Origin of the sequence: Saccharothrix sp. ALI-22-I (assembly GCF_001984175.1) — a bacterium.
Lineage (GTDB): Bacteria > Actinomycetota > Actinomycetes > Mycobacteriales > Pseudonocardiaceae > Actinosynnema.
In genome coordinates this window covers 64,272-79,577 of the sequence record NZ_MTQP01000045.1, presented here as the reverse complement: position 1 = coordinate 79,577, position 15,306 = coordinate 64,272, and the positions used below count along the sequence as shown (strand labels likewise).

General features: G+C 67.5%; 10 protein-coding genes. 8 read left to right on the top strand and 2 right to left on the bottom strand.

Annotated elements, in window-relative coordinates:
* Positions 1–83: 83 nt before the first annotated feature.
* Positions 84–500, bottom strand: coding sequence for an NUDIX hydrolase (locus ALI22I_RS07645; RefSeq protein WP_202970842.1), 417 nt, complete (start codon positions 498–500; stop codon positions 84–86).
* A 68-nt stretch (positions 501–568) separates the two neighbouring features.
* Here ALI22I_RS07645 and ALI22I_RS07640 point away from each other — a divergent pair, with 68 nt between their 5' ends.
* The gene (locus tag ALI22I_RS07640) at positions 569–751 is read left to right on the top strand and encodes a hypothetical protein (protein WP_077004787.1); all 183 of its coding nucleotides are present in this window, start codon (positions 569–571) and stop codon (positions 749–751) included.
* Between the two features lie 130 nt (positions 752–881).
* Here ALI22I_RS07640 and ALI22I_RS07635 read toward each other — a convergent pair whose 3' ends face one another.
* Positions 882–1,145, bottom strand: coding sequence for a hypothetical protein (locus tag ALI22I_RS07635; protein WP_143532041.1), 264 nt, complete (start codon positions 1,143–1,145; stop codon positions 882–884).
* 205 nt (positions 1,146–1,350) lie between these two features.
* Here ALI22I_RS07635 and ALI22I_RS07630 point away from each other — a divergent pair, with 205 nt between their 5' ends.
* The 7 genes from ALI22I_RS07630 to ALI22I_RS50520 all read left to right on the top strand — a co-directional run bounded on the left by ALI22I_RS07630 (position 1,351) and on the right by ALI22I_RS50520 (position 14,734).
* Positions 1,351–1,875, top strand: a complete 525-nt coding sequence (locus ALI22I_RS07630) for an AAA domain-containing protein (RefSeq protein WP_238598178.1) — start codon at positions 1,351–1,353, stop codon at positions 1,873–1,875.
* 196 nt (positions 1,876–2,071) lie between these two features.
* Positions 2,072–3,772 carry an IS1634 family transposase gene (locus ALI22I_RS07625; protein WP_077004785.1) on the top strand — a complete coding sequence of 567 codons (1,701 nt, stop codon included), beginning with the start codon at positions 2,072–2,074 and terminating at the stop codon, positions 3,770–3,772.
* 446 nt (positions 3,773–4,218) lie between these two features.
* Positions 4,219–5,301: a restriction endonuclease gene (locus tag ALI22I_RS07615; protein ID WP_077004783.1), complete on the top strand. Its 1,083-nt coding sequence runs from the start codon at positions 4,219–4,221 to the stop codon at positions 5,299–5,301.
* 493 nt (positions 5,302–5,794) lie between these two features.
* A complete protein-coding gene (locus tag ALI22I_RS07610; protein WP_083751521.1) occupies positions 5,795–7,231 on the top strand; it encodes a helix-turn-helix domain-containing protein in 1,437 nt (478 codons plus the stop codon).
* 123 nt (positions 7,232–7,354) lie between these two features.
* On the top strand, positions 7,355–8,539 hold the full coding sequence (locus tag ALI22I_RS07605) for a restriction endonuclease-related protein (RefSeq protein ID WP_202970839.1): 1,185 nt from the start codon (positions 7,355–7,357) through the stop codon (positions 8,537–8,539).
* Positions 8,536–11,859, top strand: a complete 3,324-nt coding sequence (locus ALI22I_RS07600) for a hypothetical protein (RefSeq protein ID WP_077004780.1) — start codon at positions 8,536–8,538, stop codon at positions 11,857–11,859. Before ALI22I_RS07605 ends, ALI22I_RS07600 begins: the two co-directional genes overlap by 4 nt.
* A gap of 28 nt (positions 11,860–11,887) precedes the next feature.
* Positions 11,888–14,734: an RNaseH domain-containing protein gene (locus tag ALI22I_RS50520; RefSeq protein WP_077004779.1), complete on the top strand. Its 2,847-nt coding sequence runs from the start codon at positions 11,888–11,890 to the stop codon at positions 14,732–14,734.
* Positions 14,735–15,306: the final 572 nt, after the last annotated feature.

Sequence of the window (15,306 nt, the reverse complement as noted above, 5' to 3'; positions counted from 1 at the left end):
GGGAAGCCGAGCGGATCGACGCCGAACTCACGCTGCTCGCCACGAAGCCCGGAAGCCATAGCGGACGTGATCGACCTGATCCGCTACCAGCCGCCCACGGAGAACGCGGCTCCGTTGGTGATCTGAGCGAGAGCCAGGGCTGTGTAGGAGACGGTGTTGGCGGGCGGATCGGAGGGATCGGCCCACAGCAGACGGGCGCACTTGTGTGGCTCTTGGTTCACCGGTTCACCTCGCCAGGCGTTGGCGGTGAAGAAGAACCCGATGCGGCCTTGACCTTCAGGGCTGCGGTAGTGGATCACGTGGGTGAACCGCAGCGCCGAGGGCTCTATGAGAACACCGACTTCTTCCTTGGCTTCGCGGATCGCGCCGTCGGCCACGGTTTCGTCCGCCTCCAGGTGTCCGGAGGGAGGGCAGAGTTGGCCGTCTGCGTAGCCGGTATTGGCGCGCTCCAGCAGCAGGATCTTGCCATCGTCTCTCTGGAGCAGGACGTAGACGTCCACGATGCTGCGGTATCGGTCCTTCACGGCTGTTCTGCTCGCCGCCGCGGCGGAACTGCAGGAGCAGCACGTTGCAGAGGGTCGGATTGGCGGAGGCGGTGCATCTGCGGGGCGGCGACTTCGATGACGAGCATGTCGGTGAGGTAGTGGACTTCTGCGCCGGGATGTGGCTGGTGCGGCCGGTGACGCTGTGTTCCTTCAGGTCGACCACGACGTGGATGTCCGGCGCACTCCGGTCGGCGATCGGGTCGTAGGCGAAGCACAGGTGTCCCCTCCCTTGTCGATGCCAGGATCAGGAAGGCTAGCGGTTGGTGCCGTTGGACGAGGTGCACGACGACGCTCTGATCACAGCCGGGTGGCGTCGATGACGGCACCTGGCACCGGTCAGTCGCGTGGCAGGGGCTCGGTGAGCCGATCGCCGCCCCCGTTGCGGAGGTCACGGAGTGCGGTGATGTAGCCGATCTCGATGGCGTGGACGAGCATCCTCACGACGTCGGCGGGCGCGTCCCGGTAGCCGAACTCCGACCACAGGTTCGCCGCAGCTTCGCGGGCCGCTCGTTCATCGGCAGGTTCGGTTGCCACGGTGGCGTGAAGATTCACGATGGCTTGGTCCCAGTTGTTGATCTCGTCCTCGGACACGGCTGTCATGGTGACCAGTATCTCCGGTGACGACACGATCACCCGTCGGTGGTTGTCGACGTGTCTGGAAAGGGCAGGACCTGATTCCGATGCTGCCCACGGACCGGGTGGTGCTCATCGACCTGGAGAACGTCGTCGGCGTCCACCGCAGAACTCCCGTCCTGCGATCCCGGATGACCGCCCGGCTGGACGCGGCAGCCCTCACCACCATGCCGTGGCCGCCTATGCGGCCCAGGACACCGACGCCGAATCCATCCAGACCGCCGCGGACCTGGCTATCCGGCTGCTGGACCGCGGCGCGATCACCACATGCGAGCGCCACACCAACGGCCGGGTTCTGGATGCCGATGACATCGCCATCGGCGTCGCTCACCACGACCAGGCCGACCTCGTCCGGGCCGCACTGACCCGCGCAGGCAACCCGAACGCGTCCCGTGTGAAGGTCGACACCGCCAACCGGCTGCAGGGCCGCGAGTTCGAGATCGTCATCGTTGTACACCCGCTGTCGGGTCGTCGGGACGCCACCGCGTTCCACCTGGAGGCCGGTCGGATGTGCGTGCTCACCTCCCGCCACCGGCAGGCATGTATTGTCGTCGCCCGCGAAGGAATCAGAGATCTCCTGGACAGCCATCCTTTGACCGACCCAGTGCACCTGTCGGTGCCGGCGAAGTTCCCCGACGGATGGGAAGCCAACCAAGTAATCATGGCCAAACTTGCACAACATCGTGTCGCTGCGTGACGCCAACGCATTGGCTAGAGGTTTGTTGAGCGGCGGTAGTCCCGCGTTCCACAGTTGCGGGCCTGTTCTGGTCGGCGCGACGGATGAAGTTGCAGGTCAGCACGGTGACGTCTAGCGGAAATCTTGAATTTGCCTAGTGACACGCTTTGGTAGTGACAGGGATCTGACGTGCTGGATCTCTGCTATCGTCTAGTCCGTGTATGTGAAGGCCTCGACACGGAAGACCAAAGACGGCCAGGTCATCCGGTACCTGCAGCTGGCCCACAACGAGTGGGACGCCGACGCGGGCATGTCACGCACGAAGGTCCTGTACTCCTTCGGCAGGGAGGACACCCTCGACACCGAGGCCATCCGCCGCCTGATCGCGGCGTTGACCCGGTTGTTGGACCCAGCACAGGCGCTGGCCGGCGGCGGACCGACCGGCCTTACCTTCACCGAGTCCCGACCTCTGGGCGGATCGTTCGTCCTGGACGGGTTGTGGCGCAGGCTCGGGATCGATGCGGCGATACGGCGGATGCTCACCGGGCGCCGACTGGACGAGCGAGCCGAGCGGATCCTGTTCGCGCTGGTCGCCAACCGGGCACTGGCGCCGTCCTCGAAGCTGGCCGCGACCCGCTGGATCGAGCACGACGTGGTGATCGACGGACTGGACACCGTGGTCGACGAGGCCTGTTACCGAGCGATGGACTGGCTGATCGCGGTGGCCCCGGAACTGTCCCGCGTCGTCTACGACAACGTCGCCGATCTGCTGAATCTCGAAGTGGACCTGCTGTTCTTCGACACCACCAGCACCTACTTCGAACTCGACGAACCCGATGAACCGGTCGATCGCGACGAGCGCGGTGTCCTGGCCACCGACGGCCAGGACACCATGAAGGCCACCGGGTTTCGGACCTACGGCAAGTCCAAGGACTCCCGACCCGACCTGCCGCAGGTCGTCATCGGGATGGCGGTGACCCGCGACGGCATCCCCGTCAGATGCTGGTGCTGGCCCGGCAACACCAGCGACTCCGCGCTGATCCGCCAGGTCAAGGACGACATGCGGGACTGGTCGCTGGGCCGCGTCGTGTGGGTCGCCGACCGCGGCTTCACCTCCGCGGAGAACCGCAGATACCTCCAGCGCGCCGGCGGCCACTACATCCTCGGGGAGAAGCTGCGCGGCGACTCCGACGAAGCGAAAGCGGCGCTGGCCCGCCAGGGCCGCTACAAGACGGTCGCCGGGAACCTGCAAGTCAAGGAAGTCAACCTCGCCGACGCCGACGACAGGTTCGTGATCTGCTTCAACCCCGAGGCCGCACAACGCGACGCCACGATCAGACAACGGATGCTCGCCCAACTCGACGAGGCGATCGCAGGATCGGACAAGCTGTCCAAGGACAAGCGCGCCGAACTCCGCGGCGTGATCTCCACCAGGCCCGGTCTCAAACGCTACCTGCGCATCACTCCCGGCGGGCTGCTGCGTATCGACAAGAAGGCCATCGACCGCGAGGCCAATCTCGACGGGAAGTTCCTGCTGCGTTGCTCGGACCCGAAGCTGTCCAGTGAGGACATCGCTCTCGGCTACAAGCAGCTCCTCGAGGTCGAACGCGGCTGGCGGGACATGAAGCAGATCATCGACTTGCGACCGGTCCACCACCGACGCGAGGACCGCATCCGGGCTCACGTCCTGTTGTGCTGGCTGGCGCTGCTGCTCATCCGTATCGCCGAGACCACCACCGGGCAGACCTGGCCATCGATGCGGGACGAGCTGCAACGCCTGCACCTGGGTACGTTCACCGGCCCTGCCGGCACTTTCCGGCAACGCACCGAGATCACCCCAGCCCAGCGCAAGATCCTCGCCGCCCTCGCCCTCGACGAACCCCGCCGCGTCCACGAGGCAACTCCCGCGACACGCTGACCTGCACGAACACCGCCGCCTAGTGACACGCCTTGTCACTGGGCAACCATGCGTTTGCCCAGGTCAACCCGCCAATTCGTGGACTAGTCAACACCCTGAACTGTGGAACACGGGGTAGTTCTTCGGGTACTCGGCTGTGGTCGCCGACATCGCCGACTGATCCGGGGCGTGATCGAGCGAGCGCGACGCCACGGCGATCGCTGCGGTATCCGGCGCGGCGTCGTCGGCGCGCGTGGCGTCGACCAGCCCGACCGGTTTCGTGTCGTGTCGGTACCGCGCGGTGGCCCTGCCTGTGCCGCTCGAAAAGTCATCGTCGCTGGTAGAGCGACGGAGTCGCTGGGTTGAGAGCATGCTCGACGAGCGCTGGCCGTGGTGCGGTCCCGGTGGGGGACAGGTGGTACGGGACGATGTTGTCGGGAGCGGATCGAGGTTCGGGGGAGGCGGGCATGGTCGGGATCGAAGCACTGCAGGGATACCTTCTCGAAGAGGTGCTGGCCCGTCTGCTGTTCGAGAATGGCTACCGGCTGCTGGTGTCTGCGCAGCAGGATCCCGACGCGTTGGCCGAGGGCAACCACGGCCTGCTGGTGCGTGGTCGCGGCTCCGACCACCAGGCCGACGTGCTCGGTGAACTGACCCTTCCCACACCCTTCTCGCTGCCGCTGCGCATCTTCGTGGAGGCCAAGTACCGCAGGGCGACGACAGGGCTGGCGGCGGTCCGCAACGCCCACGGCGTCGTGCACGACGTGAACGAGTACTACTCCACCGCGCACCACGGCAGGCTGCGCCTGCCCGTCCAGCGTCATCTCTACCGATACGCGCTGTTCTCCACCAGCGGCTTCACCCGCCCGGCACAGCAGTACGCCCTGGCTCAGCAGGTCTTCCTGGTCGACCTGTCCGGCCAGGCGTTCAAGGGCCTCCGCGGCGGGGTCGAGGAGGCCGCCCGGCAGCTGCATGAACTGGCTGCTGCGACCGGCGGGCCGTTTCCCCGCGGGCAGGTGCGTACGGCGCTGCGGCTGTCGCTGGACACTTGGACCGCCGAGCGGATCCCACCGGAGGATACGACCATCGACGTCCTCGGGCGCGAGTCGTCGGCGCGGAATCCGGCCCGCGCCGAAGACCGCGAGCTGCCACCCCGGCGGCTTGCCGGCATCGCCGACTCGCTCGCGTCACGCGTCGGCGACTCACTGCTGCTGGGGTTCCCGTCCGCGCCGTTCGTTCTCGTGTTCCGCCCCGACGACCTCGCGGACTTCGGCGCCTACATCGCAGAACACGGCACCGACATCGACGTCCGCATCACTCGACGGGACGTCAGCAGCGACTGGGTCGTCGTCCCGGCCGACGGGACGCGCGCCTTCAGGCTGCCGTTCTCCCTGCCCGCTCTTCTGGCGGACTGGCTGCTGGGAGGTGACCCCGCCACTGTCGCTGTGCGGGCCAAGAACGTGAAGGCGGAACTGCTGTCGTTCATCTCGGTGTTCCACGCGGGACGACTCGTGCGACTGGTGTTCCGGCCGCGTACGCAACGCTCCTAGACGCCTGCTCGTGTGCGAGGTAGCCGGTGGTGCCGACCAGTCCCCGACCGGGTGACACAGATGACCCGCGCCTGCAGCGCCAAGCCGAAGTCGGCCGGATAAGTGCCCCCCGTCGGTGTCGAGCAGGCGGGTGGCCGCGTCGGCGGCTCGGACGGTGCGACCATTGGCCGGTCGGAGAAAGTAGCGGCGCAGCAGGCCCTGACCGGGGCCAGACCGACGGCGATATCGGTATGTGGAGAGGTTGAGGTCCAGCCGGGCACCGAGGGCGGGCCAGCGACGAGGTCGGGGATGCACCGGCGGCGGCCTATGAATCGTTCGTGGTGGCGCCGTGGGCGCGCTCCGGCTCGCTGGCATCGGCCTTGACGCAGGTGCGGGGCTGCCGATGACGCTCCGGTCGGTAACGGCGACCTCCGGAACCGCCACCCCGGCCAACGCGTGGTCGACGCGTAGACGCTCGTGGTGGATCCACCGGTGCCCTACCGCCACCCTGCGAATGTCACTCGAGCCTTGCGATCGACAACTCTGTCAACGCCTGCAGCCATCCGGCACGACGCAACGTCCACCCGGCCCACTGCGACCCGAGATCACAAACAGCGGCTTCGGCACCACCTCGTTCACGGCTTCGGCATCTTCAGTTGCGATGAAGTCTTCATTCGACTTGTATGCAGGCATGCCTCTTCCCTTGCGTGGGGTCGACCCGTCGCGGCTTGTGGCGCGGCGTGTCGAGCTGGGGCTCACACGCGAGGCGTTGGCCGAGCGAGTCGGGGTCTCGTCCAGGATGATCTTCTTCTACGAGGAGGGCAGGCATACGCCCACGCCGTCGCGTCTTGAGCGGTTGGCTGCGGCGCTGGACTGCGGTGTGGATGTGCTCACGGGCGCCGCTCGTGGGCAGGAGACGCTCGTCGATCTGAGGTATGCGGCAGGGCTGACCCTGGAGCGGGTTGCGGAGTTGCTGCGGGCGTCGCCAGCGGGGCGCGAGCTGTGCGTGTCCGCGTCCAAGATCTCCGCATTGGAGAACGGTCGGCCGGTCCGCGGACGGCACTGGCAGGAGCCTGAAGTGACAGGGCGGCTTCTTGCTCCGCTGGCCAAGGCGTACAGGGTTCCGGTGCGGATGATCATGGACGCCTGGATGCGCACCCGTCACGACGAGCAGGCCCCGGTTCTGGCTACCCGGCGGAAGCCGGAGGCTTCTCGAAGGGCGCTGGCGACCTGGGAGTCGTTGAACGAGCGTCAACGGATCTACCTTGGCGAGATCATGCGGGAGGACCGCATGACGGAGACCGAGATGTGGATGCGTCGGGTCCAGCGACTGCCCGTGCAGGGGGCGGCGCAGTGGCGGGCATTGCCGTTGGCGCTGCAAGCCGCACCGTCGGTGGTCGGGTACACCCGGTTGCAGGAGCGGCTGCGGCGGCGCGGTGTGCATGACCCCGGTGCCGGGTCGACGGTGCACGCATTAGCGCGGCGGGATCTGGTGGTGATCACCGAGGACTCGGTCGAGCACCCTGCCGTCGGCACGGTCGGACGGGTGCTGGTGGAGATCACGCGCCGTGGACGGGCGGCCGCCCGGGCGGGGCTGGGTGAACCGCGTGATCCGGGCCCGGCGGCACACCTGCTGTCGGAGTGGCTGTGGGGGGTCGTGGTGCGCGTCGCCGCCGCCGAGCCTGTCGGGCTGGAGGACGACCTACTGGCCGGCCGCTCGCTGTTCTTCATCGGTGTGGGCTACAGCGGCAAGTCCGGAGGGCGGCCGAGTCGTGGCCTGGTGGACTCGGTGCCCGTCATGGCTCCGGGCGGGACGCATGTCGCCGAGTACCGGTGGCGCCTGACACGGTTGGGTCGACGTCATGTCGCGGAATATCTTCATATTTATCGCGAGCTTTATTCGCATGTAGACACTGCCGGGTTGGACGGCATCGCGAACGAGGAACCGTAAACACAAAAGCCCTATTTTTGCGGTCACGTGTTTTGTCGGTGGGGTCCTCTATGCTCCCGGGCCGTGACGAGTTCCACGGACGACGGCGCGCAGACGCTCGATGACGTCCGGGTCCGATACCTGGTGACCCGGGCCGCTCTGCGCGCGGCGAAGGCGATGACGGCGCCGGAGGCGAAACCCGAGAAGCGCCTGGAAACCCTGATGGAGTGCCACGGCATGATGCAGGCGGCGCGTGGTCCGGGCAGTCCGCTGTCGTTCGGGGAGTTCCGACGCGCGTTGGCGGGGGACCTGGCCGTTCTGCTGCCCGACGGTGTCATGCCACTGGACCTGGCGGGGACGCGTGTCGTCGACCAGGACGGGCAGGTGACCGAGGATGCCCTCGACCTCGATCTCGAGCAGGAGATGCTGCTGCGGTTGCTGCACAAGATCGGCAAGGCCGCGGCTGTGGTCAGCGACCGGGAATTCCAGTCGGAGCTCGACCAGGAAACGGCTTTCACGCTGTTGCGCAAACATGGCGAGCAGGCCGTGTACGAGGCCGGTCGCAGGGATCTGATTCGCTGGCCCGCAGGCCCTGTGCATGAATTGGTCGACCTGCGGCTGCCGCCGCTGGTCGTGGACTTCTACAGGGACATTCCCTACGACTCGGCCTATCGGGGCTGGTGGTTTGCCTGCCCGATCTGCCGGTGGCCTATGCGGATCACCGTCCGGAACAACGCGGGAACCACCGTGGGCGTGGCGCGCTGCTGGTACGCGCCCCACGCCGAGATGGGAGCCTCCTACCTGTTCGGTCTGCCGACCGACGCCGGCGCGCCGCAGTTGCTGCCCGAGCCCGCGCCGCCGCGTCCCGGCGGGCGCGAGGCGGTGCTGTATCCGTATCTCGGCGACGTGCCGACGGCGCTGCCCACCGAAGGCCACAAGGCGCTCACGCGGGGGATCTGGCGCTACACGACCATTCCCGGCCTGCCAGAGCTGGCGCTGCACGACCAGTTGGCCGCACGGGGGCTGAAGGTCAGCCTGTGGCCGGGACTGGACGCCTTCGACCTGTTGGTCGAGGTGCGCCCGAAACGGGGCAGGAAGACCTCGTACAAGGTCGACATCAAGGACTACACCTCGGCGAGGACGTTGGCCGACCTCATCCACGCCCAGGAAGGCGATCGGGGCGGAGCCGACTGGCTCGTGCTGCCCGACCACCACGGCCGCCACGTGCCACTGCTGTCGGGGGTGTGCGCGAAGTACGACATGCAGGTGGCCACTGCCTCCGAGTTCGGCGAGATGATTTGCGAGAAGGCCGGGGTGAGTTGGGCGTGAGCGACCTGCCGATCGAACAGACCGCGGTCTACGCCGCGCTGGCCCTCGCGACCCACTACTTCCCCCAGGCCGTCGATGGGGATCCCCGCGGCGCCGCGCCGTTCGCCGAAGCGGCTTTCCTGCTGTCCGGGAAGTACCGGGCATGGGACCGCTGGAACCGACTGCCCCACGACGAGAAGCAGCGGATCGCCCTGGTCTGCTCCATCGCTCCCGGCGAACTCGCCGACGTCGCGAAATTCTCGGTGGCGGCACGCTCCCTGCTGGCACGGCTGAACTCCGACGAACCAGCCGACTCGTCGGTCATGGCGCCCTTCGAACTGCCGGGCGACAACCCGTTCACCGCCGATGCCGCGCTGCCCAGGCTCGGGGGCGACCCGCTCGGCTACGTCGACCGTCTGACCGCGCGGTTCCGGCGTCCGAGTGCTCGCGCCAAACCGGTGGATTTCGCCGGACCGGGCACGTGGAAAACCGGGGAGATCTTCGTCAAGGACGTAGGGCAGGTCCACGGACGGGTGACGATCCCCGCCTACCCCCAGTTCACAGAGGCGTTCGGCCACGACAGCCTGCCCTCCGTCTCGACCGTGCCGCATCTGGCGGACCTGCGCATCCCCACGCCCGACCTGCTCGACCTCGCGGAGAAGATCGACTCGCGCTACCCGGAGGACGAGCGCTACCTGCACCGGGTCCTCGCGCAGCTGTTCGCCGTGCTGAACACCACCGACACCGTGTCGCCTGCGGAGGCGTTGACGCTGACCGCCGGGGGCATGGAGATCTTCAACGCGCCGACCGGCACCGGCAAGAGCGTGTTGGTCCGTGTCATGGCCGCGTGGTTCGCCGCGCGCGACCTGCGCGTGGCGATCGTCCTGCCGGATATCAAGGCATGCCTGGCCCTGACCTGGAACGTGCGCGAGGATCTGGCCCACCTGCACCGCAGCGAGGTCATCGAGCACAAGGCCACCTGCGCGCACCTGATGTCGTCGTCGGGGATGCACGACCGGGCGATCAAGCTCGCCTCCCTGATCAAGGAGGAGCCGGACGCGCCGGGGGAGTGGGGCAAGCGAGCCGAACGCGACGTGGACCCCCTGGCGTACGGATGTGCCCTCAAGACGTTCCTCGACGCCACCGGAGACTATCCGCCGGGCCGTGAACCCTGCCTGTCGCTGCACCGCCAGGGCGTGGGGGCGGCAGCCTGCCCCTGGATCCCCACCTGCGGGAAGTACACCCCCGTGTACGAGTCGGCCGAGGCCAACGTCGTCATCATGAACCACTACGTGTTCATGCAGGGCAACCTGCGCATCGGCGTCAACCTCGACGGCCGTGCCGTGCGCGGTATGACCGCCGCCGAGTTCGCGCTGCGGACCTGCCACGCGGTCCTGGTCGACGAGGTCGACCAATTCCAGTCCCGGGCAGTGGACAAGTGCGCCAGCGAGATCGTCCTGCACTCCCGCCGGCACTGGTCGGCCGCGCCCCAGGAGATCGACACCGACGCCAAGCGGCTGCCCGTCGACGACGAGCACAACCTCCTGCCCGCGGTCAGCCACGTCCGGCTCATGGCCGAGTTCCTGCTGCTGAGCATCTGCAAGAACGCCCTGAGCCTGCACGTCACGGAGGACGACCGGGCGCAGACGCGCATCCCGGACCAGACCAGCACCCGCTGGCACCTGGCCCGCGGACGCGACCGCGTCCTGCTGCGGCTGCTGTGGCCGGACGAGTGCGCGGAGGACGAGACATCCATCCCGGTCGAGCTGTTCCAGAAGCTCAACGCCCTCATGCCCGCCAGGTACCAGCGCCTGGATCCGCTCGGCGGACAGACCAGCCTGCTCGAGCCCGACTGGCACGAGGTGCGGGAAGCGCTCAGCGCGCTGGTTGCACCTCGCGGCGAGCACCTGCTCGACCAGGTCAAGATCGAACTGCACCGTCTCCTCGAGGCCAGCGTCAAGGACCCGCACCGACGCGCCCAAGCCATCAACCTGCTGGTCACCCGGACCGCCATGATCGAACTGGACGAGGCGCTGGCGGTCCTGCAGGGCAAGGCCCACGACTACCGGTCCTCGGGTCTGCGATCGGCCCACAGGATCGTGGAAGGCTTGCAGCCCACCGCCGTCTCCGCGGTTCTGCCGCTGGGCATGCTGGGGCGCTCCATCACCGGCTACCGCGTCACCGGCCTCGACGACAAGGAGAAGAACGCCGCCCTGGTCGCCCAGACCATCGCTGGCGACCCACACACCTTCACCGCCGAACTGGGCGGGATCGTCTCGCTGGTCCTAGCCGGTGTCGAGCGGCCGGTGATGGGGCTGTCGGCCACCGCCTACTTCCCGCAGGCGGTTCGCGAGCACCTGCACGCACCGGTGCGGTGGTGGATGACCGACGCCCAAGCCAAGTCCATCCGGGCCAGGAAACACCGCATCGACTACGGCCAGGGCCACCCCCTGTTCGGCGAGCCCATCAAGGTCTCTGGAACCCACCCCAGCCGCAAGAAAGACGCACTCATCGAACTCGGCAGCAACCTGTACGACCAGCACATCCACCGCGAACTCAACCGCACCAGCAAAGACGACCGGGGCCGCGTCCTGGTCGTAGCCAACTCCTATCAACAGTGCGCGTGGCTGGCCCGCGGCATCGCCCAGGCCGGACGATACGACGGCGGACTGTGCCTGGCCGTGCGCGCCGAGGATCTGCACAGCACCGACCCCGACCTGCCCAGGCAGAACGTCGCCGTACGTCTGACGGCCGAGGAGTTCGAGGACTTCCCGCGGCACGGGAAAATCCTGGTCGTCCCCTTGTCGCTGATCGCGCGAGGACTCAACATCGTCATCGGCACCCGCTCGGCGGTCCGGTCGGTGTACTTGTGTGTACGTCCCCTCGCGCTGCTCAACGATCCCGCCGAGATGTACGGCAGCATCAACGCGGCCGGTCTGCGCGCCTTGCCGCCAGGCGGCGCGCCCGTCCCGTCGCAGGCCCTGGCCGAAGCCGGCGAGTCGGCCTGGGAACAACTGGGCCTGCTGCTGCGCACGGCTCCCCAGTTCACGGCGATGCACAAGTCGCTGCAGGACGAGGTCGTGGCAGGCATGATCGTCGACCTGATCCAGCTCGCCGGGCGCGCCCGCCGCGGCGGTACGGACGCCGTGCTGCACATGGTGGACTACGCCTTCCACGAAGACACCTGGAGCGCCGACCTGGAGACCGTCCTGCGGCGCATCCACTCACTGTGGCCCCCCGACGTGCGGCAACGCATGAACGATCTGTACGGGGAGGCGCTCAACGCCTTCCTCTCCTACGCCGGTATCGAAGCCCCCGCATCCGGCCACCAGAGCAACTGACGGACAGCACGAGAGAAAACGAGAACACGTGACCGAGCACGACCCCGCACCCGGCAAGTACCTCAACGCCCTCGCCTTCCCTTGCACCCCCGAGCTGGTCGGCGACGCCGTGGTCCACGTGCGGCACTTCGACGAAGTGACCTGGAAGCTGTGGGACGACTTCGACCTGAGCTGCAAGAAGAAGTTCAACAACGACGACGCCCAGGCCCCCTACTCCATCGCCACCACTGTCCTGAGCATGCTCAGCGGCGGCTACGTCCACTTCGACCCCGACCGCCGCGACCCGTTCCTCGCCTCGCTCAACCCGATCGACAGCACGCTGCTGCGCCGCGTCTTCACCCTCACCCACCATCTGGCCCTCGGACAGGAGGTCGGCACGATCGACCTCACCACGCCACCAGAGCTTGCCAAGCGGATCGCCGACACCACCGAGCACAAGTACCTGCTGGCCGACCACCTCCAACCCGTCCACAACAGCCAGCCCACGGCTCCCGGCTGGCTGTACCGCACGGTCGCCTGGGAACTCTCCCAGCGCCTCGCCTCCCAACCCTGGTCGATCTCCGAGAACAGGACCATCACGCTGCGGCCCGACTCCACGGGCGGCCTGGTCGCGTTCGACGATCCCTGGGAGAACGAGCAAGGCGGCCGCTACGCCCTGTCCCGGACCGCGCTGAAGCTGAAGACTGTCCCCAACATCAAGAACCCCGTGCTGCTGCTGAGCTCACGAGTGACCCGCATCTCCTCCTCGCTGGTCTTCTCGAAAACCGCTCTCGCGGAGCAGCCCGGTCGGGGGCGCCCCGTGCTGGAGGTCACCCTCAACGGCCGAGGCGGTGCTCGCACCATCAACCGCCTGGCTCTGCAAGCCCTCGGCCGACTGGAGATGGACTACTCCATCCTGCGCACCATCGACGAGCGGTCGAAGCGGGAGCAGAAGCTGCTCGCCGACGCGAAGGAGAAGAAGGAACCGGTCCGCTTCCCCCGCGAACATCCCGGGCAGGTCTGGCCGTTCCTGCCCAAAAACTACTCGTTCCCCATCGGCACCGGCACTGGCATGCACCACCTGAGGCTCCTGCACCGCCACTTCACCGGCATCTTCGCCGACACGGCAGCGCCGCTGGAGATTCGTGAGGTGCGCATGAGCATGCCGCACCGCCCCACCGACCCGGAGAACATCTCCAAGCAGGAGTACCAGCGCCGCAAGGAGGAACGAGACCGTCACCCGGACCCGAAGACACTGGGCCCGATCCGTGCGCGCGGCAGCCTCTTCCCGACACCGGAGTCCATCGTCGCCTCTGTCGAGACCGCCGGATTCACGAAACTGCGCATCGTCTGCCTGTGGTACCGGGACGAAACCCGGCTGCGGATGCTCGACACCTTCTGCAAGGCCTTCGACCTCGATCCCCAGGGCCTGGACCCGCACGACGGCACGGAGTTCAGCCTGCACGGCGACCGCATCACTGCGGTGTTCCACCAGGCCGAGGACTTCCTCAAGCCCGGACCCGCCGGCAACCGCACCGCGGCGCTGGCCGCCACCGGGGCTTCGCTGCTCTCCCGGGACGGGGTGCTCGTCGGCACCTGGTGCGAGACCGAGATCCCCACCGCCGACACCGACGACGGCAGCGGGGCAAGCCTCGACGACCTCGATGCCAAGCCCCAGACCAAGAAGATCCTCGCGGAACGCGGCGTGCCCACCCAGTACCTGCGCGGCAAAGACGACAAGGGCGTCATCAAGCCCAAAGCCAAGGACCACCCCGCCGAGATGGCCCTTCTGGACCTCTACCGCTCGCTGGGCATCATCGACGACCGCATCGCCAACGCTCTGCGGCCCGAGAAGACGGGCTACCCGGTCGACCGCATCGCCCACGTCGGCATCTACGTGCGACAGCAGAACAAGCGCAAGGGAGAGTTCGGCCAACCCAAGGTGATCATCACCGCGTCCGCCCTCGTGCCCCCACAGGACGACGACGGAGCCTGGACCATGCTCGGCTGGAGCTCCGTTCGACCGGAGTGGCAGCCCTACCGCACCGCACAGCCCGCATTCCACGCCAGCGCCTACCCGGAGGGCACCGGCGACAGGAAGACCTACCGGCAACGCTGGGACGACGCGGCCGAGACCGTCGAGCGCGCCCTCGCCGACCTCGCCGACGAGTTGGACGGAACCCCGTACGTGGTCACCGTGGACGCCCTCGCCTCCCGACGGATGTGGGACGGCTTGCAGAACATGCACCTGGGCGGCTCGCCCGAGAACGCGAAGAGCCGCTACTGGCTCCCCGGCAGCACCCTGGCCCGAGACGAGCGACCTCACGGCGTCATCCGCATCAACATCGACGACGAGGAGGTTCTCCAGCCGGTCGGCACCACCCACATCGCCAAGGCCAAGGACAGCGAGCCCGTGGAGAAGGAGACCGCGAGAACGCTCTATGAGGTCACCACGGATTTCGGCACCCCAGTGTGGATCCTCTGCAACGTACCTCGTGCCTTCGACGGGGACGGTGCGGGCCGACTGGGATCGAAGTACACACGGTGGGACGCAAAGCCCTCCGTCTCCTCCGAGAGGAAGGAGGAGCGACGCAAGGGGGAGATGCCTCAGAACTGGTACTCCATGACGGCCAGTGAAATCTACCCCCTTGCATGCGCCGACAGCGTGTCCCTGGAAGCTCTCGCCATCACCACGGCGAAGCTCTGCCACCAGGCCCAATTCTGGGACGGTCGTTCCCGTTTCCCCGTTCCCCTGCACGCCGCGAAGCAGATGGACCTTGACCACCCGCAGTACCGGCGCACCACCGCTCCGGAGGAGAAGTTGAGCGCTGAACCTGGTGCTGATGACACACAAGCTGAAACTCTCAAGGATCAGGACGAGGAGCAGGGGTACTGATCTTTTCGGTTCCGGGTGGCGGTGGCCTTGATGGTGGATGCACGCGGCGGTATGCGGTATCCCGATGGTGGTGGTCTGACCGCAAGGCAGCAGGCCGGACGGTAGCGAGTATGGATGGAGGCCGCCGAGCTGTTTGCCCAAGGTGAGAGACCGCCGCAGGTGGCGCGGCGGTTCCGGGTCTCCCACACGTGCGCCAACGCCCGGCACCACCCGCCCGCTGACGGGCGGGTGGTGCCGGGCGTTGAGGTCGAGAAGGCTGTCCGGGGCGGTGGTCGCGGATGCGGCCGGAGTGGCGGGCGTGGCCAGCGGCGAAGTTGGACAAGGGCTGGCGGCGCACGGCTGGGGCGAGGTGCTCATGCTCAAGACCCGGCCAGACGCGATGACGTTTCCGAGACCGCCCTGTGGCAGGACACCTTCTCCGAGAGGGAACCACAGCCCGGCAAACCACACCTGCGCTGTCCCGGCTATCCACCGAACGCGACGTCAGCATGATGAACTCCGGCCTGCGGTTCCTCGTGCCCGGCGTTCGGAATTGTCCCGGCCGCAGGGCAGACGATCACACCCTCGGCAAC